The organism is Pseudomonas sp. O39 (assembly GCF_045447295.1).
GTDB classification, from domain to species: Bacteria; Pseudomonadota; Gammaproteobacteria; order Pseudomonadales; family Pseudomonadaceae; genus Aquipseudomonas; species Aquipseudomonas antarctica_A.
This window is the reverse complement of the sequence record NZ_JBJGXV010000013.1, coordinates 50,092-74,147: the sequence shown is the minus strand read 5'-3', so window position 1 is coordinate 74,147 and position 24,056 is coordinate 50,092. Positions and strand designations below refer to the sequence as shown.

The window sequence follows — 24,056 nt, the reverse complement described above, 5'->3', positions numbered from 1 at the left end:
TTTCAGCTTGGATCCAGTTCCCACTGATATGAAAATTCCCGGAGGGTTTTTATACAAACCCCCAAAAGATTAGCCAAAATAGATTCGGCGCAAGAATTTTTTTTGCTTCTTGCGCTACGTCAGTTTACTTACTACAAGTAATGAGTAGTATGTACGCCGGCTATCAGCTCACTCTGAGAAAGTAGCCATTTAATAGAAAGTCCTTGAAGGGGAACACGATGAACAACGTTCTGAAATTCTCTGCTCTGGCTCTGGCCGCAGTTCTGGCTACCGGTTGCAGCAGCGTCTCCAAAGAAACCGAAGCTCGTCTGACTGCAACTGAAGACGCAGCAGCTCGCTCCCAGGCTCGTGCAGACGAAGCCTACCGTAAAGCTGATGAAGCTCTGGCTGCTGCTCAAAAAGCACAACAGACTGCTGACGAAGCTAACGAGCGCGCTCTGCGCATGCTTGAAAAAGCAAGCCGCAAGTAATAATCCTTCGGGGTTGTTATCAAGCCGATCCATTCTTGGATCGGCTTTTTATTGCGCGGAATTCAGCCCTGAATCGCGTGCAATAAAAAGCCCGCCGCAGCGCAAGGCCAGGGCGGGCGTTTGATCGAGCCCGCTTATTGCTGCAGGTCGACCGGCGTACTCGACACCACTGGCGCGTTGCCGCCCGGCACACCAATCTCCGTTGGCAAACCGTCTTCCGCCGCCACCACGTCACGCACCTGATCCCAATTGACCCGCAGGTTATTGGCCAGGTCTTCGCGCTTGAGCAAGGCGTTGATCACCGCGGTGTGCTTGTCGACGACCGACGGTGTGCCGTCATCATTGAGCGGCGTATGCGCTTCCAGGTAGACCTTGCCGCCACTGCTGCCGAACTTGTAGGCATCGCTGATGATTCGCACCGACGTGCCAACCGGCACCATGCTCGCCATTTCCAGCACGTTGTTGTTGAACATGCGGAAGCAGCCGTGGCTTGTACGCGTGCCGATACCAAATTTCATGTTGGAACCGTGGATCAGATACCCCGGCGTGCCCAACGTGAACTTGAACGGCCCCAGCGGGTTATCCGGGCCGGCCGGCACCACGTTAGGCAGCGGGTCGCCGTTGGCGGCATGCTCGGCCTTGATCGAGGCGGGTGGCGTCCAGGTCGGGTTGGGGATCTTGCCCGTGATGGTGGTGTGCGCGACGGGTGAACCCCAGCCCTCGCGGCCAATCCCCAACGGGAACGTGTAAACCACGTTCTGGCCCTTGGGATAGTAATAAAGCCGATATTCCGCCAGGTTGATCACAATGCCTTCGCGGGGGCCAGGCGGCAGGATGAAACGCGTGGGCAGCACAATTTCCGTGCCCGCGCCGGGCAACCAGGCATCGACACCCGGGTTGGCCGCGACCATTTCCGAATAGCCCAGGTCATAGGTAGTACCCAGGTCGGCGAAGGTGTCTTCGTACTTGGCCTTGATCACCTGGACCTGACCAACGATGTCTTCACCCGGCGGTGGCAAGGGCAACTGCAAGGCTGACGCCGAACCGGCCGCACAAAGCGCAGCGAGAGACAGGCAGCAGGTAACGACGGAAAGGCGCGACAACATCCGGAAAATCCTTCGCAGAACGACGGGTAGGAAAAAACTGATTGTATACGTGAAGCGCACTTCAAGCATCAGTCTGCCCTGCTGCTATTCGAAGCGCAGTTCCGGCCAGATCAGCGGCGTGCCGCGCTTTTGCGATTCGAGAATCGCCCGGCACAATGGGCACAACCGCTGGTCCTGAAAGATCGAGCGACCCACCGACGACCAGCGCGGTTGCGCCGGCAATAATGTGCCGCAGAGTGTGCGGTCGATCGAGCCGCCCAACTCCAGTTGACGCGCCACCAGATGCACCCGGACTTCCTGGCAGGCGAACAGATCCAGCTGCTCGTCAGGCTCGATCAGTTGGTAGTTGAACAGGGACCAGGCAGGGCGCGACATCGGGGGCTCCAGATCGGGGGGGCGCCACCTTAGCCGAAAGCCTGCCGCTAGAAAAGCGTCATAGCAGCGGTTTTAGCGTCGGCCAGACATTTTCCAGCAACTTGCCCTGGGCGCCGACCGCCGGATGAAGCTGATCCGCCTGCATCAGTTCCGGGTGGCCACCGATTCCCTCGAGAAAAAACGGCACCAACGGGACACTTTTCTCCTTGGCCAAGGCCCCGTACACCTCGGCAAATGCCGTGGTGTATTTCGGCCCGTAATTAGGTGGCAACTGCATGCCCAACAGCAGCACCTTGGCACCACCGGCCTTGGACTGGTCAATCATCGAAGCAAGATTTTGTTTCAATTGCGCGGGCGGCTGGCCGCGCAGACCGTCATTGCCGCCCAACTCGAGGATCACGACATCTGGCTTATGCTCTGCAAGCGCCGCCGGCAGCCGCGCCAGGCCTCCGGCACTGGTGTCGCCGCTGATGGAGGCGTTAACCACTTTATCGTCGAAACCTTCGCTCTTGAGCCGTTGTCCCAACAACGCTACCCACCCTTTGCTGGTATCCAGTCCGAAACCGGCACTGATACTATCCCCAACGATCAGGACTGTACCCGCCGCTGCGTTCTGGGCCATGCACATCAAGGCCAGGCCAGCACTCAAAAACCACATTCGCATCGGATTCTCCATGGGCGCAAGCATTCTCACCGCGCGAAACCTTAGCAAAGTGGTTCCCAGCGCGGAAGGTGAACTGACTATCCTGCACGAACTGAGCCTGGAACTGAACAAGGGCGATAGCCTGGCGATCGTCGGCAGTTCCGGTTCCGGCAAATCCACCCTCCTCGGCCTGCTGGCCGGCCTCGACCTGCCCAGCAGCGGTGAAGTCACCCTCGCCGGCCAAGCCTTGAGCACCCTCGACGAAGACCAGCGCGCGCGCATTCGTGCCGAGCACGTGGGTTTCGTTTTTCAATCGTTTCAGCTGCTCGACAGCCTCAACGCCCTGGAAAACGTCATGCTGCCGCTGGAACTTGACGGTCGCAAAGACGCCCGGGAACGCGCCAGGTACCTGCTGGAGCGCGTCGGCCTGGGCCAACGGCTGACCCACTCGCCACGCCAGCTTTCCGGTGGCGAGCAACAGCGGGTCGCCATCGCCCGGGCCTTTGCCGCCGAGCCGGAGGTGCTGTTTGCCGATGAGCCTACCGGCAACCTCGACAGCCACACCGGCGAGCGCATCAGCGACCTGCTGTTCGAGCTCAATAAAGAGAGCGGCACGACCTTGGTGCTGGTCACCCACGACGAGCGCCTGGCCCACCGTTGCCGACGCCTGATCCGCCTTGAAGCCGGCCTGATGGTCGCGCCCCTGGAGCCTTGATGGCACGTATGCCGCTGTTGCGCCTGTTCAGCCTTGCCATGCGCCAATTACTGCGTGACGCCCGCGCCGGCGAATTGCGCGTGTTGTTTTTCGCCTTGCTGGTGGCGGTGACGGCCAGCACGGCCATCGGCTACTTCGGCGCACGCCTCAATGGCGCCATGCTGTTGCGTGCCACCGAGTTTCTCGGTGCCGACCTGGTGCTCGAAGGCAGCTCGCCGGCACGTCCCGAACAAATCAGATCCGGGACCGAACTGGGCCTGGATCACGCGCGCATCGTCGAATTCTCCAGCGTTATCGCCACGGATAACGGCATCCAGCTCTCCAGTATCAAGGCGGTCAACGAGCAGTACCCGTTGCGTGGCGAGCTGAAAAGCGCGACAGAGCCCTTCGGTGCCGAAACCCCGGGAGGCGGCCCAAAACCCGGCGAAGCCTGGGTGGAAGCTAGGCTGTTGACGGCGCTGAACCTGAAGGTCGGCGACAGCATCGACGTCGGTATGAAAACCCTGCGACTGGCTCGCATCCTGACCTATGAACCCGACCGCGCCGGCAACTTCTACAGCCTCACGCCTCGGGTGATGATCAACCTTTCGGACCTGGACGCGACCGGTGTGGTGCAGCCCGGCAGCCGCGTAAGCTACCGCGAACTGTGGCGTGCCCCCCAAGGCAGCACGGCGCTGCAAACCTATCGCGACCTGGTCAAGCCAGGCCTTGCCGCCAACCAGCGCCTGCAGGATTCGCGAGACGGCAACCAGCAGATCGGCGGCGCCCTGGGCAAGGCCGAACGTTACTTGAACATGGCCAGCCTGGTGGCGGTGCTGCTGGCCGGCGTGGCCGTGGCGCTGTCGGCCAACCGATTTGCCAGCCGACGTTTCGACGCCAGTGCACTGCTGCGCTGCCTCGGGTTGTCACGCCGCGAAACGATGGTGTTGTTCAGCCTGCAACTGAGCGTACTGGGCCTATTGGCGAGCCTGACCGGTGCCGTGCTCGGATGGCTGGCGCAATTTGGCCTGTTCTATTTCCTGCACGACCTGTTGCCGGCCGACGTGCCGCCCGGCGGGCTGCTGCCGGCAGTTGCAGGCATCGGCACCGGGCTGGTTGCGCTCGCCGGCTTCGCCCTGCCGCCGTTGGCGGCGCTGGGCCGCGTGCCACCGCTGCGGGTATTGCGCCGTGACATGCTGCCGATACCTTCCAGCACCTGGATGGTGTACGGCGCCGCACTGTTCGCCCTCGGCCTGATCATGTGGCGCCTGAGCCTCGATCTGGTGCTGACCTTTGCGTTGCTGGGCGGCGGCGTGATGGCGGCGCTGATCCTCGGCGGCCTGCTCTTGTTGTTGCTGCAGAGCTTGCGACGGCTATTGGCGCGCGCCTCCCTGCCCTGGCGCCTGGGCTTGGGCCAATTGCTGCGTCACCCACTGGCGGCGGCCGGTCAGTCCCTGGCGTTTGGGCTAATCCTGTTGTCCATGGGCTTGATCGCCCTGCTGCGCGGTGAACTGCTCGACACTTGGCAAAACCAGCTGCCCAAGGACGCCCCCAACTATTTCGCCCTGAATATCCTGCCGGCCGACAAGGACGCCTTTGGCGCGCGCCTGCTGGACCTGCAGGCGCAAGCGGCGCCGCTGTATCCGGTGGTGCCGGGCCGGTTGATCAGCATCAATGGCGAACCCGTGCAGCAAATCGTCAGCAAAGACTCCAGCGGTGACCGTGCCGTGCAGCGCGACTTGAGCCTGACCTGGGCGGCCGACCTGCCGCCGGGCAACGTCCTGACCGCAGGTTCCTGGTGGTCGCAGCAACCGGGCGATGAAATCCCTGGGGTGTCGGTAGAAGCCAAGGTCGCCGAAAGCCTGAAGCTCAAGCTGAACGATCACCTGGTGTTCACCATCGGTGGGGAGAATCGCGAAGCGCGGGTCACCAGCCTGCGGACCATCAACTGGGATAACTTCCAGCCCAACTTCTTCATGATCTTCCAGCCGGGCACGTTGAAGGACCTGCCCGCCACCTACCTGACCAGCTTCTACCTGGCGCCTGGGCACGACCAGCAGATCGTCGACCTGTCCCGAGCATTCCCGGCAGTCACGATATTGCAGGTCGAAGCCTTGCTGGAGCAGTTGCGCAGCATTCTCGCCCAAGTGACCCTGGCGGTGGAGTACGTATTGCTGTTTGTGTTGGCTGCCGGGATGGCCGTGTTGTTTTCGGGCCTGCAGGCCACGCTGGATGAGCGAATTCGCCAAGGTGCGCTGTTGCGTGCACTGGGCGCCGAGCGCAGGTTGCTGGTCAAGGCTCGGCGGATCGAGTTCGGCTTGCTGGGCGCGGTCAGTGGCCTGCTGGCGGCCCTGGGCACGGAACTGGTGACATGGGTGCTGTACCGCTACGCCTTCGACCTGGTATGGCATCCACATGCGTGGCTGCTACTGCTGCCAGTGATCGGTGCCGTGCTGATCGGCGGTGCCGGTGTATTGGGTACGCGCCGCGCGCTGAATGCCAGCCCGTTGACCGTACTGCGCGAAGGCTGAAACGACCGATGGCCAGCACGCGAAATCGCGTGCCGGCCATCGTCTACTTCACATACTCGATACCGGTAATCCACCAGCACACCTCACCATTCGGTGTCTGCACGATAGCCTCATCGTCGACTTCCTTACGCAACAGCGCCCGGGCCATGGGTGAGTCGATGGAGATGTAATCCATGCGCTCATAAATTTCGTCATAGCCGACGATTCGAAAACGCTTGGTCTCACCCTGCTCATTTTCGATATCGACCCAAGCGCCGAAGAACACCTTGCCTTCCTGCTCAGGCATGTACTCCACCACCCGCATGTCTTCCAGACGCTTGCGCAAGTAGCGCACGCGCCGATCAATCTCACGCAGCAGTTTCTTGTTGTATTGGTAATCCGCGTTCTCGCTGCGATCTCCGAGGGAAGCCGCCCAGGTCACCTTGCGGGTGGTATCCGGACGTTTCTCACGCCACAGGTAATCCAGCTCTTTTTTCAGCGCTTCATGACCTTCTTTGGTAATCAGCTTGGTACTCAAACGCTTGCATCCCCAGACAATGTCCAATGGTGCCGATACGCCACGGCATCATGCCTTGGCGTCGGCTGGCTGGGGTTGATAATAAATGAACCCTGAAAAGTAGCCAGACCAGAGAACCCATCGGTTCAACCCTGGCCATCCAAGGCGTGATCCAGCTCAAGGAGCACACCCTGCAGACGCTCACGCATCCCCGACACCTGCGATAGCGCCAGCGCCAACTTCTCAGCCTTCCGGCCAACCTCCAATGTCTGGTTCTGCAACTGCGTGGCGTGCTGCTCCAACTCAACACCCTTTTTATCCAACGCGCTCTGCTCTTGCTCCAGTCGAGCCTGCCACTGCTCCAGTATTTCTTCGCGTTCGATAACGGCGAGTTTCTGTTGTGCCAGCTCCTGGGCGACCTTGGCGAGGCTGGTCAGCGTGCTGTCCACCTCAACCATTGATGCATGTTCCATCTTGGCAGGGAGTTTGTGCGGCGCCGGTTCTCGGGGCTCAAGCCGAGCCGCTGGCGCACTGGGCTCGGCCGGCTCCGGCGCCTGCGTTGTCGCAACGGGAGAGTCCAGGGGTTGTGGCACGACGGGCTCGGAAACAGGCTGCTCGGCGGCCTTGGGTGGAGTCGTGGTTCGGGGTGGCGAAACCATCTGCGACGAGAAGCGAATGGACGGCACGATCAATGAAGCACTTTCGATCACAGGCAATGTGGGCGCGGACATGCCCAAGGTAATGACCTTCATGACCAAGGCTTTCTTGATCATCATTGAATGATGATCCTCAGGCCTCGCAGGTGGCAACTTGCAGCCTTTCAAATCAATGAAATGAAACGGGATCGAAGACTCGAGAACCGCGCCCGTCTTAGTGCCGGAAGCTGCCGCCATCATCAGGATTTGCTTAAAGACTTGCATGGCAACTTGCAGGTCTTCCTTGGACTCCACACCGCCCAGGAAATACCGATCGAGTTTCTTGCGTAACGCCGCGATATAGACCCTCGAGTTACCGGGTTCGATCTCTTCATCCAGGCTATAGACAAGAAAGTTGGAGTCGGTCTGCGCTACGGCAAACCCGCAGAGCAATGCACCGTTGACCGGTGCGTCCTGGCCGCTGCGTTCAAGAACAAGGGTACGTAGAAGCATCATGCTATTCAGGCCTCATTGCGAAAGAGTAAACCTTATATAAACGCCAGATAAACATCCGGCCATTAATAAGCTCGAAACAACGCAATTGTTTCAGCAAGTTATCCAATCTGACGTAGGACTTATCTGATAAACATGTCCCCACGTTCCCAAGTCCAATGTTTAAACGTAACCTTCTTGGCGCTCAACCGTTCATGACGGGCACATGCTCATACGCCTCGCAAAACTTATTCGGTAAACAAATGCTCGAGATAAGCAGCCTGACAAAGCACCTGGGCAAAAGAAACGTCATTACCCAACTCTCGTTTTGCGCCGAACGCCAGGAATGCATAGGCCTGTTCGGGGAGCATGGCGCAGGCAAAACCACACTGCTGAACCTGATATCCGGCGTAATAAAACCCTCTGCCGGGCATATCACTGTCCAAGGGTTCGACACTCAATCGCACCCACTTCAAGCCCGAAAAGCCCTGGGCTATCAACTCCAGGGCGGCCTCAGCCATCATTCGATGTCGGTCAAAGGCCTGCTCAATTTCATCGCTGACGTACGAGGTTTCAGCGGCGCTGAAAAACGCAGCCGGGTAGATCGAGCAGCCATGCGCCTGGAATTGTCCCGCGTGCTCAACGCCCCACTCGCCACGCTTTCCATCGGTTTGAAGCGCAAAGTAGCCATCGCCCAAGCGATCCTGCATACACCCGACCTGCTCTTGCTGGATGAACCGATCGAGGGGCTGGCGCCGGATCAATTGCTCAAGTTTAAGACATTTATCCAGTCTCTGGCCGAAGAAATGACGGTCATCATCGCCTCCCGTCATTGCGATGACCTTTCCAATCTCTGCACGCGCGCGCTGGTTATCGCAGACGGCCATCTTGTGGCCGACACCCCGCTGCCCGATTTGCAGCGCAACTCCCGGCATTACCAAGCCGTCACGCTGGCCGCGCAAACACCTCTGGATTTACTGGCCCTTGCCGTATTACCCGGCGTCGCTGGCATAGAGGAGGACCGGCACACGCCAGGCACCGTGACTGTTCTCGCGATGCCGGGGCACACCATCTACCCCCCTATAAACGCACTTATCGCCAGCCGCGGCTGGAATATCACGTCACTGAGCCTGGAACTAGGGCGCCTGAACGACGTTGTTCACCGCCTTAGCCACGAGGTATCCCTTTGAAGCTGCTGCCCGTTATTTTCAAGCGTCAACTTGCCAGTTACGCCTGCACGCCAAGCACCTACCTGAGTGTTGCTGCTTTCCTAGTGCTGTGCGCAACGCTGGGGTTGTATACGAGCCCGTGGATGGAACGGGACAGCGGCGACTTGCACGTATTTTTCCAGTTGCACCCCTGGCTCTATCTGCTGCTGATTCCAATGTTATCGACACACCTGTGGGCGGACGAACGCACCACGGGCCTGCGCGACATGATGAAAACACTGCCCATTACGTCAGCAGAACGCGTAATGGGAAAATTTCTGGCCGCGTGGGTCGTGTGTGGTATCGCGTTGATGCTCACGTTTCCTATAGTGATCCTCGCCAACTGTCTCGGCACTGCCGACAACCGTGTTATCAGCTCACAATTTCTGGCCAGTTGGTTACTGGCGGGAAGCTATCTGTCTGTCGGTAGTTTTATTTGCACATTCACGCGCCAACGCCTGGTTATTTTCCTGGTGACGTTGGGTTTATTGCTGACAGCCAGCGGACTTTCTTCTGTCCTGGATGCACTCGAACATCAGGCGCCCATCTGGGTGGTAGACAGTTTGATTGCGCTTGACCCCATCTCGCGTTTCGAGACGATCGACAATGGCAAACTGACACTTCGTGACAGTTTGTACTTCATCAGCATGATCCTTGCCTTTCTCTCGGCAACGACGGTCACACTCAACTACAAAACCAGTTGAGAAGGGAAGCAACGTATGCGATCCGTTCTTAGTACGGGCATGACACTGTTGGTCATACTGTTACTGTTCCTCGCGTTTAATCTGGCCTGGGTAAATAACCTGCCTGAGGTACGCTGGGACTTTTCACAGCAAAAAAAACACACTTTGTCGCCCTCGGCGCGACACTTGCTCGCGACACTGGAACATCCGCTGGATTTGTATTACTTCAACTCAAGCCATGATCCAAACAGAAGCCACGCATTAAAGCGCTACGGTGAACGCGTCGAAGACTTGCTCAATGAGTTCGAAAAAGCGTCAAAGGGCATGATTAACCTGCACGTTATTGATCCGGTACCTTATTCAGAAGATGCCTACAAAGCCGGCTTATTCGGCCTGGATGACAAGCAGGGTTTCATGGGCCTTATCGGTACCCGTGCCGGCCAGACTGCACAACGTATCGATGTATTCAGCCGCGATGACGAGCCACTGCTTGAATATGAAATCAGCCACCTGATCTACAAGTTGATGCACCCCGAACCGCCCACCATTGGCGTGCTGACGGGGCTGGCGCTGAATGAGTCTGCAGGCCGAGTGATGGCGCAGATGCATCAACATTTCAACCTTGTGAGCCTGGCATCAAGCACCTCCAAGGTGCCTGAATCGATCGGAACGCTGATGGTCGTGCACCCGCGCGCACTGCCCGAACACACCTTGTATGCGATTGAACAGTTTGTATTGAGGGGCGGCAAACTGATGATCTTCATTGATCCCGTGAGCGCGTTGGATGGGAAAACGCCATCGGCGGACTCCCGGCTCGACGGGCTACTTGCCGCGTGGGGCATACAGATGCCGACGGACAAACTACTGGTCGATCATCTCTATACCCTATCGTCTTCGCTCAGCCCTGAGGCGCCGGCATTACGCCTCGCAGCCAGGTTGAACCTGCCACGGCAAGCGATGACAGCCAACGATGTGAGCACCTGGAAACTGAATGCTGTTGTCGTATCAAGCAGCGGCGCACTTTCGCGCGTCAGGAAAGGCCGTACGACGCTGACGCCTCTGCTGCAAAGCTCCAGGCAGTCCGCATTAATGGACACTGACCGGGTTGCAGCGGCGCCTGCATTCGACTCACTCATCGACTGGACGACTCCCGGACAACGCCAGGTGATAGCGGCCCGCATCGATGGCCCTGCCTACTCCGCATTTCCAGAGGGTGTCAGTGGACAGCCCCCTGGTTTGCAAAAAGCCGCACACATCCAGGTGGTGGTGGTCGCCGACACGGATTTGCTGATGGATTCTGTCATCAGTTCGGCGCCCAACAACAACGTGCTGTTTGTCTTAAATACATTGGATAACCTGGCTGCCCCCGACATTCTCGCGAGCGTTCAACCCCGTGCGATGGCGAGCGATGCCCCCCAGGCACTGGAACAAATGCGCGAGGCCGCCGCACAGGCCTATACGCAAAAGGCGGGAGAACTGCAAAAACGGCTTGAGCAAACCGAACAGGAATGGCAACGATTGAACCCGCCGAGAATAGATTTCGGCACCCAAGCGGTGGATACCAATACCCAGTTGCAAGCGCTCAACAAGGAGCGCCTGCGACTGCCCATGGAGTTGCAAGCACTCAAGGCCCAGGCTTACGCCTCGGTGCATCGCATGGAACGAAACCTGAAACTGCTGATGATCGGCGCGGTACCGCTGCCGTTATGCTTGATCGCCTGGGCAGTTTTTGTGTACCACCGGCGGCGGCGAGCAGTCGTTGCTAAAGCCTTCCACTGACGCCTTAACGACGCGCAATCAAGCCTTGCCGGGCAATGCGCGTCAGTTGGCGAATCACCTCGTCGGCATCGCCGGCACTTGGCGCCTGAATAACCGCAAGATCAAAGCTGTTGCTGGCAAAACGGGCCAGGGAGTCGCCATCTTCCACAAACTGGATCAGGAAGGCCGAAGGCCGCCCCGTGCGACGCGGCCAACCGTCCAGATAACGCAACAGCGTTGGCTGGTGCTTGCCGCCCAGCAGAATTCTCGGATTACGTTGAGTCAGGCCCGCAGTGATCGGGGCCAGGCGTATGAGGGGGCGTAGTGCATTCATCGTGTCGTGTCTCTGCCTCAAAAGTCTGCGGGCAGGTGAGAGGCAACACCGAACCAGCGCTTTAGCGGTATTTCGAAGCCTGGCGCGGAATAAGCGCAGGCTTCTGTCGGGCTGCAATGAGTCCCAGTGGCGCCCCGCAATTAGCTGTTTAAATCGGCGCATGAGCAGCATCCTAGAGAAGCCGATGGGGCGGTGTCAAGAATCGCGAGCAACGAAAAAACCCGCTCATGGCGGGCTTTTTCAAGGTGCGTCGTGGGTATCAGTTGGCGATGGCACGGTCGACTGACAGTTTGCCAGCGCCTTCCAGCAAGACCGCAAGCGCGCCGCCGAGCAAGGCCAATGCAAACTCATAACCGTTGTTCGCCATGAACAGCCCGTTGTGGATGTGCACCGAGAAAATCGCCACCAGCGACAGGAAGGTCAGGCCCAATGCGGCCGGGCGCGCCAGCAAACCGATGATCAATGCCAGCCCGGCGAAGAACTCCGTACCGCCTGACAGCACCGCCATCAAGGTACCCGGTGTCAGGCCGAGGCTTTCCATATACTGCGCAGTACCCGCCAGGCCGTAGCCACCAAACCAGCCAAAGAGTTTTTGCGAGCCGTGTGCCGCGAAAATGATACCGACGAAAATTCGCAGGATGGTCAGGCCGTAACCGGCGCGGGTGGACAGGATGCGGTTGATCATTGGGCTCATGCAGATAATCCTTTTCAAAGTAGGGGTTGGTTGGCCGCTATATTAATCGAATTAAACAATGATAAAAGCCGAAAAAATGCCTAATACTTATCGATAAAAACGATTATTTTCGCGAGGCGATCTTCGGTGTCGACGTTTCCAGGGACCCGCGCTCCCGATCAAACGCCAAGTAGTACTTGTTCACGCTATTAACATAGCTGACGCCACCCATTCCCACCTGCTCCATGGCAATACGTTCAACCTGGAAGAACCACTGATTGGGGTTCAACCCCCGGCGGCGTGCCTCCGCACGCATGCCCTGCACACGCTCCGGCCCCATGTTGTAAGCCGCCAGCACAAAGGCCATGCGTTCACGCTCGTTCAGTTTTGGGCTGGCAAAGAATTTGCGGCGAATCATCGCCAGGTAGCGCGCGCCAGCCTGCACGTTGCTGTCGAGGCTCTCGATATTATTGACGCCCACCCGCTGCGCCGCGGAGGGCGTGATCTGCATCAGGCCGGTAGGTCCGCCACTGCTGCGCGCGCCGGGGTCAAAGGCCGACTCCTTGAACGCCAGTGCCGCCAGGTTCAACCAGTCCATGCCCTGCTCACGGGCGTGTTTTTGCAGGACCGGGCGCAGCTTTTCCAGACGCTGGCGATCGGCGCGTGCCAGGGGGTTACGCACTTGATAGAGGCGTCGGTAGATACGCTGGAACGCCACGTCCTGGTCGGAGGGCGTGCGATAGGACTTGAGGAACCGATCAATACTGGCCCGTAGCATCGAGGCATCCTGGCGCACGAACCAGTACTCATCGCCCGGCTCGCTGATCGCCACCTGCCGATCAAAGCGCAACTTGGGCAGGATTTTCGACCAACGCTCGGCAATCGGTTTTTCGACAATGGTGAGGTGGAAGATACCGGCCTGGACCATCTCCAATACATCTTCCACGGCCAATGTCGGGTCGACCCACTCCACCTTCACCGGCGGCTGCTTGTGTAGGGCCAGTTTCTGGTTGACCTGATTAATCGCGTCCGCCGCCGCACTGCCGGTGGTCAGCGCCAGGGTACGCCCGGACAGTTGCTCCAGCTTGGTAAACCGCCGCTCGCCCTTGACGCCCACCAGCCACAACGGCACATCGCTGGCAATCGGGTCGCTGGTGCTGATTTTGTGCGCGGCCTTCACATCGAGCAATTCACCCGGCGCCACCAGGTCACCTTCGCCACGCGCCAGCGCGCCGAGCAGTTGATCCTTGGCCTTGGGAATAATCTTGAGGTTGATTTCTTCACCGTCACGGGCGTGGCCGTTCAGGTATTGCTCGAAGGCCCGCAGGCGATGGTATTCGACACCGATGGCCTGGCCCTGGACCTCACCGGAACTGTTGCGGCTCTGGTTGACCAACACACGCAGGGTGCGGCTGGAGCGAATTTGCGCCAGGTCACGTACCTTGCCGGGCTTGGTCACTTCCAGCGGCCCATCCAGACGTGCGACCGCCGCCATGGGCAGCAGTAACGTCAGGCACAACACAAGCAACGCCGAGGGTCGGATCATCCGCTCTCCGGAAAGAATACTGGCCAGCCTCTTCGCGAAAGGCGAAGGGCTGGAGGTCAGAAACAGAGCGCTTTATGCGCTGGCAAGGCACGCAACGGCGGCATGGCAGAAGGCGTGTTACCCACCACAATGTCGCTTGCGACGTTCAAAGACAGCTATAACTCGTTGTAGTTCTTAGTTTTTCTTATAAATCTACAGCTCTGATATGCTTTCCGGCCGCAGGCGGAGATAGCACCATGCAACTCATTGATATCGGCGTCAACCTGACCAACCCCTGTTTCGACGAGAGGCACCAGGCCGTTCTCGACCGCGCCTATGCCGCCGGCGTGGAACAATTGGTGCTCACCGGCACCAGTGTCGACGGCAGCGAACAGGCCCTGGAACTGTGCGTAAAACTTGATCAAAGCGGCCAACGTCTGTTCAGCACCGCTGGCATCCACCCGCACTCGGCCAGTGACTGGAACGGCGACAGCGCTCAGCGCTTGCGCGCACTACTCAGCGAAAACCGCGTGCGTGCGGTGGGTGAATGCGGGCTGGATTTCAACCGGGATTTTTCCCCGCGGCCCCAGCAGGAAAAAGTCCTCGAAGAACACCTGGCGCTGGCCGTCGAGCTGAAGTTGCCGGTGTTTCTCCACGAGCGCGACGCCAACCAGCGCCTGCTGGAAATTCTCAAGGGCTACCGCGACCACCTGACGGCTGCCGTGGTGCATTGCTTTACCGGCGAACAACACGCGTTATTCAGCTACCTCGACCTCGACTTGCACATCGGCATCACCGGTTGGATCTGCGACGAGCGCCGTGGGGCTCACCTGCATCCGCTGGTCAGGGAAATTCCCCGGGGCCGTCTGATGCTCGAAAGCGATGCGCCCTACCTGCTGCCGCGCACCCTGCGCCCCAAGCCGAAAAATGGCCGCAATGAACCGGCCTACTTGCCTGAAGTGCTGCGTGAAGTCGCCCTGCACCGCAACGAAACCATCGAAGACCTGGCCGAGCACAGCAGCGCGTGCTCGCGCGCATTTTTTGGCTTGCCCCACGTCGGTTGATGCGGCGCATTGACCCATGTCAAAACCGATTGCCTGAGTAGCGGCACAATAATGGCACCTTGCCAATACTGTTTCCGCTATCAGAGAAAACCTTCCATGGGTGCCTGGCTTAGCAATATCTCGCTGAAATACAAATTCTGGGCGGTCAACGCGGTCGCTTTCATCACCACATTGCTGCTGGTGCTGTACGCCGTGCAGCTTGAACAACAGGCACGCAACGCGGCGTCCCAAGCCCAGGCGCAGGCGCGATTGCTCGGCAGCTGGCCGGCCGACAAGGCGCTGCCTGAGGGCGAGCACTGGTTGACGTTTGCCCGTGGCCAAATCCCGCAGTTGGCCGATCAGGACCTGTCAGCCCTGAGCACAGCCAGTGGCTGGGTCGAGCTGAATCACCTGCCCTTGCTGGGTGAAAACCCGCTGATCGGCGCTGAAGTCATTGCACGCGCCGATGGGCGACAGATCGCCGTGCTGGCCTATGGGCAGAGCCTGAGCCAGGTATTCGCCGAACGCTTCGCCAACTACGCTGTGGCCGTGCTGATCCTGATGCTGGCGATGCTCGGCGCCTCGCAGTTGCTGATCCGCTTCCTGCTCAGCCAACTCAATACCCTCAAGGACGTGATGCTGCACGTCGAGAAGACCGGCGATTTGTCGGCCCGCGTGCCCCTGGCCTGCACAGATGAAGTCGGCCAAATGGCCAGTGCATTCAACGCCATGCAAGCCGGCTACCAGCGGGTGGTCAACACCGTGGCGCGCACCGCCCGGCAGCTCGATGAAGGCGCCGCTCGCCTGGCCAGCAGCATGAACGAGGTGCAACACGGCATGCTCGGCCAGCAAAGCGAAACCGACCAGGCCGCCACCGCGATCAACGAGATGACCGCCACCGTCTACCATATCGCCCAACACGCCGGCGCCACGCGCGACCTGTCACAGACCGCCGACACCCTGGCGGGCAGCGGCCGGGAAGTGGTCGACCGGGTACAACGTTCGATTGCCGGGCTGTCCACCGGCGTGCAACAGACCGCCGAAATGATTCAGAAACTCGCCGAAGACAGCCAGAAAATCAACGGCGTAGTCAGCGTGATCCATAGCATCGCCGAACAGACCAACCTGCTCGCCCTCAACGCCGCCATCGAAGCCGCCCGTGCCGGTGAAATGGGCCGTGGTTTTGCCGTGGTCGCCGATGAAGTGCGCAACCTGGCCAAACGCGTGCAAACCTCCACAGACGAAATCACCCGCATGGTGTCAGCCCTGCAATCGGGCACCCGCGACGCCGTGGACTTCATGCAGGAAAGCTCACTCAAGGCCGACGACTGCGTGCAACAGGCCCAGGAAGCCGGCGCGGCGCTCGCCGAAATCACCGGTGCCGTGGCGCAGATGCGCGAAAGTAACACCCAGATTGCCGTCGCCGCCGAACAGCAAAGCCATGTCGCCGAAGAGATGAACCGCGCAGTGGTGAGCATTCGTGATGTGACGGAGAACACGGTGCAGCAGACGGTGGGCTCGGCCACTACCAGCAATGAACTGGCGACGCTGGCCGGGGAGTTGAGCAAGGCGATCGGGCAGTTGAAGTTGTAGCTGATAGCTGAACAAGGCTGGCTATGGCCCCCATAGCGAGTCTTGATTCGCCGCCCCACCCGCCTGCGACCTAAACTTTGTCCATGTTGTTTCAACGGACAGAGGATTAATCATCATGGGCAAACGTCATCCTAACTTCCCCGCCTGGCAATGGCGCAATCAGCCACAAAGCCTTCAGCACCCGACCAACCTGGGGCTGCAGTTGATTGCCGTACCGCTGCTGATCATCGGTTTTCTGTCGATGGCCTCCGGTGTATTCAGCCTCAGCCTGGCCAGTTTTGCCGTCGGCGCCATCGGTGTGTTGGCCGGCGTTGCGCTGCAACGCCACGGGCGCAAGCTGGAAGCTCAGGGTAGCCAGCGGTTCTGAGGCTCAGGCGAAGACCACCACGGTCTGGCGGCTGACGGCGATCAAATCGCCGGTCGGGCTCCAGAGTGCGGCGGCGGCATGGCCGTAGCCGTCGCGGGCGTGCTCGATGTTGACGTAATACTGGCACCAGTCGAGGGTGGTCAGGTCTTGAAGCGGCTGGATAAATTCGATGGTCCAGGTCAGCGTGCTGCCGGGCGCCGGTGCGGACAGGTGTGGCAGCAAGGCCGGTGGCCAGGCATCGACCAGGGCGAGGATGTGCGACTCGGTAAGGGGCTCTTCCTTCACGTCGCCGCGCAAACGCACCCAGCCGCCCATGTCGCGGGATTTATTACCGGTAAACGGCAGCCCGCCGACACTCCAGCGCATTGCCAGATGCCGCATGAATTCGGGGGTGACGCCCTTGATGTAGGGCAACTCCTGGCATTCATCCCAGTGCTTGAACGTCGGTGGGGGCTCACTCGCCACATCAATCTGCGACTCGCGTGCCGCGCCAAAGCTGGCCTGTACCAGCGTTGCAACCTCACCATTCTGCACCACACGGCCGAGTAGCTGACTCACGGCCTTGCCTTCGCGCAGGACTTCAACGTGATAACTGGCAGGCACCTGCGGCGCGACCGGACCGACAAAGGTCACGGCCAGTGAGCGTAAAGGGCGATCGGCCGGCACTTGGGCGCGCAAGGCTTCGTATTGCAAGGCGGCGACAAGGCCACCAAAGGTCGCGCGACCCTGGGCCCATTCGGCGGGGATAGTCACATCCAGCGGATTGTTACGGGCGGCGTCGAGCAAATCACTAAAGCGCATGGCGACCTCACATCAAGAAAACCGATGGGGGAATTTTAACCACCGGGCTGGCAAGGTACAGCGCCTATTCCGGCCAAAAACCGGACCCGCCTAGAAACAATCCGCACTGAGTTTGTCGAGCACCCGATCCGCCTGCCCTTCAGCCGTGGCCATGGTGCGATGCCACACTGCGACACACGGCTGCAAGTCGGGCTGATGTTCGGCCTGGGCCAACCACTGCCAGCAATCGTGCCAATCACCCAGGGCGCCTTGGACTTGCTTGAGGCGCGACATCGCTTTGGCCGGGAGTTTGTCCAGCTCGGGGTAGGCCTCGGCTGCGTAGCGTACGCGCTTGATCAGCAACCGCAGGCGATGGCGATCATGGCTTGGGTCTTTCAGGGCTTTATCGAGTGCGTGCCATTGCTTGCCCAGCCGCTTTTCGATGCTCGGGCGCAGGCCTCTGAGCAGCTTCTGGTGCTGGGAGGCGCGGATAAAACGTGGGAAGGCATCAAGGATCAGCAGCAGGTGCGCGAGTTCCGGGCTTTGCGCCACGTGGCGATAGGCATCGGGTTGCAGGCGCAGGCGTCGGTCGGCAGCCGCGTGATGACCGTGCTGGTGAAGATACGCCGCCAGAACCTCTCGGTCGCGTAGCGGCGTGGTCATTTGGCCGACCGTGCCGGCGGCCAATTCAAGCTGTTCGACACCCGGCAGGCCACGCAAAGGCCGCAGCAAACTGCGCAGGCGCCGCACGGTGGTGCGCAGGTCGTGCAAGGCTTCATCGTCGGTGACGGCGGCGAGGCGAGCCTGGCAGCTCAGTAACCCTACTTCCAGGCCAATGACCTGAGCGACTAACTGATCAACCAAAGCTGACATCCCTTCCTCCCTTGCCCATTAAGACCCTGCTTGCCGCTTACGGGTTAACGCCCGGCGCGCGACTCACGGATATAGAACCGCGCTTTCTCGGCCTTGTTGGAGCACCCTTCAAACGCTTCGAATTGCTGTTGGGTCTTGGCGCCCGTCAACAATGACAAAGCCTTAGAGTAGCTCACAGTCCCGGCAAAACCTTCGGCCTTGGCCAAATCCAACTCATGCCACGCCGCGTCCAATTGCGTGCCACAACTGTCGCGGTACGCGGTTTTCCCGGCACAACCGGCCAGGGCCAACACGATCACAGGCACACACATCCAGGCTTTCATCAATGACACCTCAAATAAAGAAAAACAGTCGTACGGTGTAGACGTTGCCTACAAGGAAAAGTGCCTTGTACGGGCACCTGAAACCAAAAGTGATGATAGCCAGAGCATACCCGAGCGCCCCGACTATTCCGGAAAATTATTGCGTGTGTCGACGAAGATTGAAGCACTGACCTTGATGGGTGCATTGTGGGCAACTGTTTTACGAAGGATCAGGTCATGAAGAAACGTGTTGCCTTGGTACTGGGCTCCGGCGGCGCCCGGGGTTACGCCCATATCGGTGTGATCGAGGAAATCGAACGGCGCGGCTACGACATCGCCTGTATCGCCGGTTGCTCGATGGGGGCGGTGGTGGGCGGGATCTATGCCGCCGGCAAGCTCGATGAGTACCGAAACTGGATCGAGAGCCTCGACTACCTGGACGTGCTGCGCCTGGTGGACGTGAGTTTTCGGCTGGGCGCGATCCGCGGCGAGAAAGTCTTCGGGCAAATCCGCAAGATTGTCGGCGAGATCAATATCGAAGAGCTGCGCATTCCCTACACCGCCGTTGCCACGGACCTGACCAACCAACAGGAAATCTGGTTCCAGGAGGGCTGCCTGCACCAGGCCATGCGCGCTTCGGCGGCGATTCCCAGCCTGTTCACGCCGGTGATGCAAGGTAACCGCATGCTGGTGGACGGCGGCCTGCTCAACCCGCTGCCGATTGTGCCGGTGGTGTCGAGCCATTGCGACTTGATCATCGCCGTCAACCTCAACGCCACCAACCAAAAACACTACCAATTGCCGGTGATCCAGCGCCCGCCCGCGTTCAAGAGCCGCTTCAACAGCTTGGCCAAGTCATTGGGCTCACACCTGCCGTTTCGACGCAAACAAGCCGAACAATTAATGAAGCTGGAGCAGGAGGCATTGCAGGCCCAGACGGCAGAGATCAACCCGTGGCTGGAATCGGCCGAGCCCGAATCCCAGCAACCCGCCGCCGCGCCGGAAAAGGCCGGGGCGCCAAAATCGGCGACCGGCTCGTTCATCATCGACAACGTTGGCCCGGCGTCGCTGCTGGACCTGATCAACCAGAGCTTCGAGGTGATGCAAACGTCGCTGGCGCAGTACAAGATCGCCGGCTACCCGCCGGATGTGCTGATCAACGTGCCGAAGCGCGTGTGCCGGTTTTTCGAGTTCTACAAGGCGCCGGAGTTGATCGCTTTAGGGCGGGAAATCGCCAGGGATACGTTGGACAAGTATGAGAGTGAGCAGGGTTGAAAGAGAGGGTGTGGCTGATGGCCTCTTCGCGAGCAAGCCCGCTCCCACATTTGTCCGCATTCCACAGGTGGAACTCGATCGAATGGGGGAGCGGGCTTGTTCGCGAAGGGGCCAGTTCAGGCGCCGCTCAACTCAGGCATTTAACAACCGATAACCCACACCCGCCTCGGTCACGATAAACCGCGGCTGAGTCGGGTCGTCCGCCAGCTTCTGGCGCAGGTGGCCGACGACGATGCGCAGATAGTGGCTGTCTTCGGTGTGGGTCGGCCCCCAGATATCCTTGAGCAGTTGCTGCTGGGTAATCACCCGCCCGGGATGCCGCGCCAATTGCGCCAGCACCGCATACTCCTTGCGGGTCAGCGCCACTTCGACGCCGTCCAGCAGGACGCGGCGATAAGCCAGGTCCACCGTCAACGGGCCGAAACTCAACGCTGCTTCCTGGGCTTCTCCCGCCGGGGCCTGACGCAGCAATGCACGCACGCGGGCGAGAAACTCCTGGATCCCGAAGGGTTTGGTCACGTAGTCATTGGCGCCGCTATCGAGGGCTTCGACTTTCTGCACTTCACTGGCGCGCACCGACAGCACCAACACCGGCACCGTCGACCACTCACGAAACTCGCGCAACACTTGTTGGCCGTCCATGTCGGGCAAGCCAAGGTCGAGCACCAGCAAATCCGGTTTGCTCAATGCCGCTTGGGCCAGGCCTTCGTTGCCGGTGCCGGCCTCGATCACCTTGTAGCCCTGGGAGGCCAGGCTGATCCGCAAGAACTTGCGGATCTGCGGTTCGTCATCAATGACTAAAATCGTCGCGGTCTGGCTCATGGTGTCCAATCAAAATCCGTGGAGAAAAGAGGGTAGCTCAAGGCTCGCGTTCCAGGCCAGGCTGTGTCGGCAATGGCAGGAACAAAGTGATGCAGGTGCCCCGCCCTTCAATGCCCTCGGCGACGCTGATACGGCCGCCGTGGGCGCCGACCATGCCCTGGCAGATCGCCAGGCCGAGGCCCGTGCCCTGCCCGCCACGATCACCGCGGGCGGCGGTGTAGAACATATCGAAAATCTTGGCGCGCTCGTCTTCGGGAATTCCGGGGCCCTCATCGGCCACCGCAAAAAACAGCTGGTTGTCCGACACACCAGCAGTCACGTCCAAACGTCCCTGGGGCGGAGAGAAACGCGCGGCGTTTTCCAGCACATTGACCAGCGCTTGCTCGATCAACGCGGCGTGCACATACAGCAACGGCAACTCCGCCGGCACGTCGGTTTTCACCTGCAAAGGCGCCAGCACCGCGCGCAAACGGCCAAGCGCACTGCCGACAATATCGCCGGGCGAAACCCAATCACGCGCCAGCTTCAGGGCGCCGTGGCCCAGGCGCGTCATGTCCAGCAGGTTCTGGATATAGCGGTCCAGGCGCTCGGCTTCATCGCGAGTGCCTTCGAGCAATTCGCGGCGATCTTCCAGGGGAATGGCCTCGCCGAGGGCCAACAGACTGTCGATGCTGCCACGCATGGACGTCAACGGTGTGCGCAAATCGTGGGACACCGAGGCCAGCAAGGCGCTGCGCAGTTGCTCGGTCTCGCCGTGCAGGCGCGCGGACTCCAGCTCCTGCGCCAATTGCGCGCGTGCCAAGGCCTGAGCCAGCGGTTGGCTCAGTGCCGTCAGCAGACGACGGCGTTGGCCGCTTAATTCCAGGCCCGGTTTGGGGCTCACACCGAGCAAGCCCAATGGCCCCTCCTCGCCCGACAGCGGCCACCACCACCAACGCCCAAACGGCAACGTGCCGGTGCCCATGCCGGCCGGCTGATCATGCTGCCAGGCCCAATCGGCGGCGGCGCGTTCAGATTCGGTGAGGTTCAACGCAGCGCCCGTCTCGACCTTCCAGCCGCCCTGACCATCGCGGTTAACCAGGCATAGATCCAGATCGCTCCAACCTTCCAGATGATGCGCTGCCGCGCTGATCACCGCCTGACGATCGGTAGCGGCGGTGAGTTTGCGCGACAGGTCGAGCAGCTCGCTGGTTTCTTCCTGGGTATCGCGCAGGGCTTGCAACTGCCGACGCTGGCGCGCGGCCAGGTTGCCGGTCAACGCGGCCATCAGCAGGAAGAACAGCAGGGTCAACACATCCTCTTCACGCTGAATGGCAAAGGAAAAATTCGGCGGGATAAACAGAAAGTCGTACGTCAGGAACGACAGCGCCGCACACACCAGGGACGGCCCCAGGCTGCTGCGCACGCCGACCAGCAATACCGCCGCGAGAAATACCAGAGAGATATTCGGCAGCGGCAGCACGCTGGCCACCGCCCAGGCCACCGCGGCCGCCACCACGGTCGCCACCACCGCCAGGCCGTAGTCGAACCACACCAACCCACGCACATCCGGCATGCGCGGGGGCGCGGGCATGTCGTCGCTGTCGAGGACGTTGATTTCCAAGCCACGCGCATTTCGCAGCAAACGCGCCGCCAGCCCGCCGCCAAACAAACGACGCCGCCAGCGCATACGCGACTGCCCCACCAATAACAGGCTGGCACGGCGTTCGGCGGCATGCTGGATCAGTGTCTTCGCCACCTCCCCCGCCCGCAGCAGTACCACTTCCCCGCCAAGCCGCTCGGCGAGTTGCTGCGCGTTTTGCAGGCGCAGGCGCGATTGTTCATCTCGCGCACGGCCGTTATCGATATGCACCAGGCTCCACGGCAAATGCCGACGCTGGGCGACACGGCTGGCGTGACGCACCAGGCGTTCGGCCTGCGCATCGCCATCAATCCCGACCAGCAAGCGGCCACGTACCGCCGGCGCAGCCTGGCCGAGTTGGCGATAACCCTGGGCCAAATCGTCGTCGACGTGGGCCGCGGCGGTCTGCATGGCCAACTCACGCAACGCCATGAGATTGGTCTGGGTGAAAAACGCGTCGATGGCCGCGCGGGCCTGTTCCGGTACATACACTTTGCCGTCGCGCAGGCGCTCGAGCAGCTCGCGCGATGGCAGGTCGATCAGCAACAGTTCGTCTGCTTCTTGCAGCACCCAGTCCGGCAGGGTTTCGCGCACTTGTACGCCGGTGATGCCGCGCACCTGATCGTTGAGGCTTTCCAGGTGCTGGACGTTGACCGTGGTGAACACGTTGATGCCGGCGGCGAGCAGTTCCTGGATGTCTTGCCAACGCTTTTCATGGCGGCTGCCGGGGGCGTTGCTGTGGGCCAGTTCGTCAACCAGCACCAGTTTGGGCTTGGCGGCGAGCAGGCCGTCGAGGTCCATTTCTTCGAGCATCACGCCACGGTATTCACTGCGCAGCAACGCTTGTTGCGGCAGGCCGCTGAGTAACGCTTCGGTCTCGGCGCGGCCATGGGTTTCAACCACCCCGGCGACCAGGCGCACGCCCTGGCGCAGTTGGGTGTGCGCGGCCTGAAGCATGGCGTAGGTCTTGCCCACACCCGGCGCGGCGCCGAGGAAGACTTTGAGCCGGCCACGGCCGTCCCGTGGCAGGTCGGCTAACAGGGCATCGGCGCGGCCGGAGTCGCTCATGCGCAGGGGTTCCTTCAGGTGTTCATGGGGAATCTGTCAGGCCCTCATCGCGGGCAAGCCCGCTCCCACAGGGGAATGTATTCCAACTGTGGGAGCGGGCTTGCCCGCGATGGCGGCACCACGGCTTACAATTTTTCCAGCGCCATGTTCAGCGCCAGTACGTTCACCACCGGCGGCCCTACCAGCGGGCTTTCGATGTGTTCATCAAGCAAGCGTTGCAGGGTCGACACCGGCACATTCCGGGCAGCCGCTACGCGTGCCAGTTGATAGGCAATTGCCTGTGGTGGCAAGTGTGGATCAAGACCGCTGCCGGAGGTAGTCAGTGATGCAAGAGGCACCGGCCCCTGCCCTGCCACCAACTGTTTATTCGCATCATCAAAGATGCGCGTTGCCAACGCCGGGTTGCTTGGGCCGAGGTTACTCGCGCTGCTGGAAACCGTCGCAAACGCGCCCGCCGATGGGCGCGGATGGAACCAGCCGTCACCGGTAAAATCTTGGGCAATCAGGCTTGAGCCGCGCACTTTGCCGTCGGCATCACGCACCAGGCTGCCGTTGGCCTGATCAGGAAAGGCAACTTGTGCGACACCGGTCACGACCAGTGGGTAAGCGACGCCGGTGATCAGGGTCATGAGTACCAGCAGGCTCAGGGCCGGGCGGATCATGGTGGACATTTCAAATTCCTCACGTGA

The 24,056-nt window shown here is 60.4% G+C and carries 23 protein-coding genes and 1 pseudogene; 10 read left to right on the top strand and 14 right to left on the bottom strand.

All coding sequences use genetic code 11. The annotated features are described in order from the left end of the window. The first annotated feature begins 218 nt into the window (after positions 1-218). Positions 219-470 (top strand): outer membrane lipoprotei OprI, encoded by a 252-nt coding sequence (gene oprI, locus ACI77D_RS17660; RefSeq protein ID WP_003172710.1) that lies wholly within the window; start codon positions 219-221, stop codon positions 468-470. A gap of 134 nt (positions 471-604) precedes the next feature. Here the strand turns inward: oprI and ACI77D_RS17655 are convergent, their stop codons facing one another. The 3 genes from ACI77D_RS17655 to ACI77D_RS17645 form a co-directional block, all read right to left on the bottom strand. Continuing rightward, positions 605-1,576 (bottom strand): L,D-transpeptidase family protein, encoded by a 972-nt coding sequence (locus tag ACI77D_RS17655; RefSeq protein ID WP_064451528.1) that lies wholly within the window; start codon positions 1,574-1,576, stop codon positions 605-607. An 84-nt stretch (positions 1,577-1,660) separates the two neighbouring features. Further along, positions 1,661-1,951 carry a hypothetical protein gene (locus tag ACI77D_RS17650; RefSeq protein ID WP_064451527.1) on the bottom strand — a complete coding sequence of 97 codons (291 nt, stop codon included), beginning with the start codon at positions 1,949-1,951 and terminating at the stop codon, positions 1,661-1,663. Between the two features lie 58 nt (positions 1,952-2,009). Beyond that, on the bottom strand, positions 2,010-2,615 hold the full coding sequence (locus ACI77D_RS17645) for an arylesterase (RefSeq protein ID WP_064451526.1): 606 nt from the start codon (positions 2,613-2,615) through the stop codon (positions 2,010-2,012). Positions 2,616-2,625: 10 nt separating this feature from the next. Between ACI77D_RS17645 and ACI77D_RS17640 the strand changes: the two genes are divergently transcribed. Both ACI77D_RS17640 and ACI77D_RS17635 read left to right on the top strand, forming a co-directional pair. Next, a complete protein-coding gene (locus ACI77D_RS17640; RefSeq protein ID WP_064451525.1) occupies positions 2,626-3,309 on the top strand; it encodes an ABC transporter ATP-binding protein in 684 nt (227 codons plus the stop codon). Beyond that, complete coding sequence (locus ACI77D_RS17635; protein WP_064451524.1) at positions 3,309-5,819, top strand: ABC transporter permease; 2,511 nt, start codon at positions 3,309-3,311, stop codon at positions 5,817-5,819. Before ACI77D_RS17640 ends, ACI77D_RS17635 begins: the two co-directional genes overlap by 1 nt. Positions 5,820-5,862: 43 nt before the next feature. Here ACI77D_RS17635 and greB read toward each other — a convergent pair whose 3' ends face one another. Continuing rightward, complete coding sequence (greB, locus tag ACI77D_RS17630; protein ID WP_064451523.1) at positions 5,863-6,336, bottom strand: transcription elongation factor GreB; 474 nt, start codon at positions 6,334-6,336, stop codon at positions 5,863-5,865. Positions 6,337-6,461: 125 nt separating this feature from the next. Further along, positions 6,462-7,466: a hypothetical protein gene (locus ACI77D_RS17625; RefSeq protein WP_064451522.1), complete on the bottom strand. Its 1,005-nt coding sequence runs from the start codon at positions 7,464-7,466 to the stop codon at positions 6,462-6,464. 239 nt (positions 7,467-7,705) lie between these two features. Here ACI77D_RS17625 and ACI77D_RS17620 point away from each other — a divergent pair, with 239 nt between their 5' ends. From ACI77D_RS17620 to ACI77D_RS17610, 3 genes are read left to right on the top strand one after another with little or no spacing between them, the layout of a single operon-like run. Beyond that, positions 7,706-8,632, top strand: coding sequence for an ABC transporter ATP-binding protein (locus ACI77D_RS17620; RefSeq protein ID WP_407017173.1), 927 nt, complete (start codon positions 7,706-7,708; stop codon positions 8,630-8,632). Further along, the gene (locus tag ACI77D_RS17615; protein ID WP_064451520.1) at positions 8,629-9,354 is read left to right on the top strand and encodes a hypothetical protein; all 726 of its coding nucleotides are present in this window, start codon (positions 8,629-8,631) and stop codon (positions 9,352-9,354) included. Before ACI77D_RS17620 ends, ACI77D_RS17615 begins: the two co-directional genes overlap by 4 nt. Before the next feature lie 15 nt (positions 9,355-9,369). Continuing rightward, a complete protein-coding gene (locus ACI77D_RS17610) occupies positions 9,370-11,112 on the top strand; it encodes a Gldg family protein (RefSeq protein ID WP_407017139.1) in 1,743 nt (580 codons plus the stop codon). A gap of 4 nt (positions 11,113-11,116) precedes the next feature. On the opposite strand, the gene ACI77D_RS17605 is transcribed toward ACI77D_RS17610, so the two are convergent. From ACI77D_RS17605 to ACI77D_RS17595, 3 genes are all read right to left on the bottom strand, one after another. Continuing rightward, positions 11,117-11,425: a class I SAM-dependent methyltransferase gene (locus tag ACI77D_RS17605; RefSeq protein ID WP_128591366.1), complete on the bottom strand. Its 309-nt coding sequence runs from the start codon at positions 11,423-11,425 to the stop codon at positions 11,117-11,119. 259 nt (positions 11,426-11,684) lie between these two features. Beyond that, positions 11,685-12,119, bottom strand: a complete 435-nt coding sequence (locus tag ACI77D_RS17600; RefSeq protein ID WP_407017138.1) for a DoxX family protein — start codon at positions 12,117-12,119, stop codon at positions 11,685-11,687. Positions 12,120-12,222: 103 nt separating this feature from the next. Further along, entirely contained in the window at positions 12,223-13,644 is a 1,422-nt protein-coding gene (locus tag ACI77D_RS17595) for a transglycosylase SLT domain-containing protein (protein ID WP_407017137.1), read from the bottom strand. A 236-nt stretch (positions 13,645-13,880) separates the two neighbouring features. Between ACI77D_RS17595 and ACI77D_RS17590 the strand changes: the two genes are divergently transcribed. The 3 genes and pseudogenes from ACI77D_RS17590 to ACI77D_RS17580 all read left to right on the top strand — a co-directional run. Beyond that, the gene (locus tag ACI77D_RS17590; RefSeq protein WP_064451515.1) at positions 13,881-14,687 is read left to right on the top strand and encodes a TatD family hydrolase; all 807 of its coding nucleotides are present in this window, start codon (positions 13,881-13,883) and stop codon (positions 14,685-14,687) included. Positions 14,688-14,783: 96 nt separating this feature from the next. Further along, positions 14,784-16,259 (top strand): methyl-accepting chemotaxis protein, encoded by a 1,476-nt coding sequence (locus ACI77D_RS17585; RefSeq protein ID WP_407017136.1) that lies wholly within the window; start codon positions 14,784-14,786, stop codon positions 16,257-16,259. Positions 16,260-16,374: 115 nt separating this feature from the next. Continuing rightward, positions 16,375-16,623 (top strand): annotated as a pseudogene (locus ACI77D_RS17580) (terminase); the annotation flags it as partial. Between the two features lie 6 nt (positions 16,624-16,629). Here ACI77D_RS17580 and ACI77D_RS17575 read toward each other — a convergent pair. From ACI77D_RS17575 to ACI77D_RS17565, 3 genes are all read right to left on the bottom strand, one after another. Continuing rightward, positions 16,630-17,427, bottom strand: coding sequence for an acyl-CoA thioesterase (locus ACI77D_RS17575; RefSeq protein WP_407017135.1), 798 nt, complete (start codon positions 17,425-17,427; stop codon positions 16,630-16,632). A gap of 90 nt (positions 17,428-17,517) precedes the next feature. Then, positions 17,518-18,279 carry a CHAD domain-containing protein gene (locus tag ACI77D_RS17570; protein WP_221294272.1) on the bottom strand — a complete coding sequence of 254 codons (762 nt, stop codon included), beginning with the start codon at positions 18,277-18,279 and terminating at the stop codon, positions 17,518-17,520. A gap of 44 nt (positions 18,280-18,323) precedes the next feature. Further along, positions 18,324-18,602: a hypothetical protein gene (locus ACI77D_RS17565; protein ID WP_010176194.1), complete on the bottom strand. Its 279-nt coding sequence runs from the start codon at positions 18,600-18,602 to the stop codon at positions 18,324-18,326. A gap of 216 nt (positions 18,603-18,818) precedes the next feature. Between ACI77D_RS17565 and ACI77D_RS17560 the strand changes: the two genes are divergently transcribed. Beyond that, on the top strand, positions 18,819-19,856 hold the full coding sequence (locus ACI77D_RS17560; RefSeq protein WP_053255125.1) for a patatin-like phospholipase family protein: 1,038 nt from the start codon (positions 18,819-18,821) through the stop codon (positions 19,854-19,856). A 132-nt stretch (positions 19,857-19,988) separates the two neighbouring features. Here the strand turns inward: ACI77D_RS17560 and ACI77D_RS17555 are convergent, their stop codons facing one another. The 3 genes from ACI77D_RS17555 to kdpC all read right to left on the bottom strand — a co-directional run bounded on the left by ACI77D_RS17555 (position 19,989) and on the right by kdpC (position 24,038). After that, on the bottom strand, positions 19,989-20,678 hold the full coding sequence (locus tag ACI77D_RS17555; RefSeq protein WP_053255124.1) for a response regulator: 690 nt from the start codon (positions 20,676-20,678) through the stop codon (positions 19,989-19,991). Positions 20,679-20,715: 37 nt separating this feature from the next. Next, positions 20,716-23,367 carry a sensor histidine kinase KdpD gene (locus tag ACI77D_RS17550; protein ID WP_064451511.1) on the bottom strand — a complete coding sequence of 884 codons (2,652 nt, stop codon included), beginning with the start codon at positions 23,365-23,367 and terminating at the stop codon, positions 20,716-20,718. 125 nt (positions 23,368-23,492) lie between these two features. Then, entirely contained in the window at positions 23,493-24,038 is a 546-nt protein-coding gene (kdpC, locus tag ACI77D_RS17545; protein WP_064451510.1) for a potassium-transporting ATPase subunit KdpC, read from the bottom strand. Positions 24,039-24,056 lie beyond the last annotated feature (18 nt).

Bases quoted from the DNA above. Each gene is read 5' to 3' on its own strand.
- oprI (WP_003172710.1), top strand. From the start codon at position 219: ATGAACAACGTTCTGAAATTCTCTGCTCTGGCTCTGGCCGCAGTTCTG.
- ACI77D_RS17655 (WP_064451528.1), bottom strand. From the start codon at position 1,576: ATGTTGTCGCGCCTTTCCGTCGTTACCTGCTGCCTGTCTCTCGCTGCG.
- ACI77D_RS17650 (WP_064451527.1), bottom strand. From the start codon at position 1,951: ATGTCGCGCCCTGCCTGGTCCCTGTTCAACTACCAACTGATCGAGCCT.
- ACI77D_RS17645 (WP_064451526.1), bottom strand. From the start codon at position 2,615: ATGCGAATGTGGTTTTTGAGTGCTGGCCTGGCCTTGATGTGCATGGCC.
- ACI77D_RS17640 (WP_064451525.1), top strand. From the start codon at position 2,626: ATGGGCGCAAGCATTCTCACCGCGCGAAACCTTAGCAAAGTGGTTCCC.
- ACI77D_RS17635 (WP_064451524.1), top strand. From the start codon at position 3,309: ATGGCACGTATGCCGCTGTTGCGCCTGTTCAGCCTTGCCATGCGCCAA.
- ACI77D_RS17625 (WP_064451522.1), bottom strand. From the start codon at position 7,466: ATGATGCTTCTACGTACCCTTGTTCTTGAACGCAGCGGCCAGGACGCA.
- ACI77D_RS17620 (WP_407017173.1), top strand. From the start codon at position 7,706: ATGCTCGAGATAAGCAGCCTGACAAAGCACCTGGGCAAAAGAAACGTC.
- ACI77D_RS17610 (WP_407017139.1), top strand. From the start codon at position 9,370: ATGCGATCCGTTCTTAGTACGGGCATGACACTGTTGGTCATACTGTTA.
- ACI77D_RS17605 (WP_128591366.1), bottom strand. From the start codon at position 11,425: ATGAATGCACTACGCCCCCTCATACGCCTGGCCCCGATCACTGCGGGC.
- ACI77D_RS17600 (WP_407017138.1), bottom strand. From the start codon at position 12,119: ATGAGCCCAATGATCAACCGCATCCTGTCCACCCGCGCCGGTTACGGC.
- ACI77D_RS17595 (WP_407017137.1), bottom strand. From the start codon at position 13,644: ATGATCCGACCCTCGGCGTTGCTTGTGTTGTGCCTGACGTTACTGCTG.
- ACI77D_RS17590 (WP_064451515.1), top strand. From the start codon at position 13,881: ATGCAACTCATTGATATCGGCGTCAACCTGACCAACCCCTGTTTCGAC.
- ACI77D_RS17585 (WP_407017136.1), top strand. From the start codon at position 14,784: ATGGGTGCCTGGCTTAGCAATATCTCGCTGAAATACAAATTCTGGGCG.
- ACI77D_RS17575 (WP_407017135.1), bottom strand. From the start codon at position 17,427: ATGCGCTTTAGTGATTTGCTCGACGCCGCCCGTAACAATCCGCTGGAT.
- ACI77D_RS17570 (WP_221294272.1), bottom strand. From the start codon at position 18,279: ATGTCAGCTTTGGTTGATCAGTTAGTCGCTCAGGTCATTGGCCTGGAA.
- ACI77D_RS17565 (WP_010176194.1), bottom strand. From the start codon at position 18,602: ATGAAAGCCTGGATGTGTGTGCCTGTGATCGTGTTGGCCCTGGCCGGT.
- ACI77D_RS17560 (WP_053255125.1), top strand. From the start codon at position 18,819: ATGAAGAAACGTGTTGCCTTGGTACTGGGCTCCGGCGGCGCCCGGGGT.
- ACI77D_RS17555 (WP_053255124.1), bottom strand. From the start codon at position 20,678: ATGAGCCAGACCGCGACGATTTTAGTCATTGATGACGAACCGCAGATC.
- ACI77D_RS17550 (WP_064451511.1), bottom strand. From the start codon at position 23,367: ATGAGCGACTCCGGCCGCGCCGATGCCCTGTTAGCCGACCTGCCACGG.
- kdpC (WP_064451510.1), bottom strand. From the start codon at position 24,038: ATGTCCACCATGATCCGCCCGGCCCTGAGCCTGCTGGTACTCATGACC.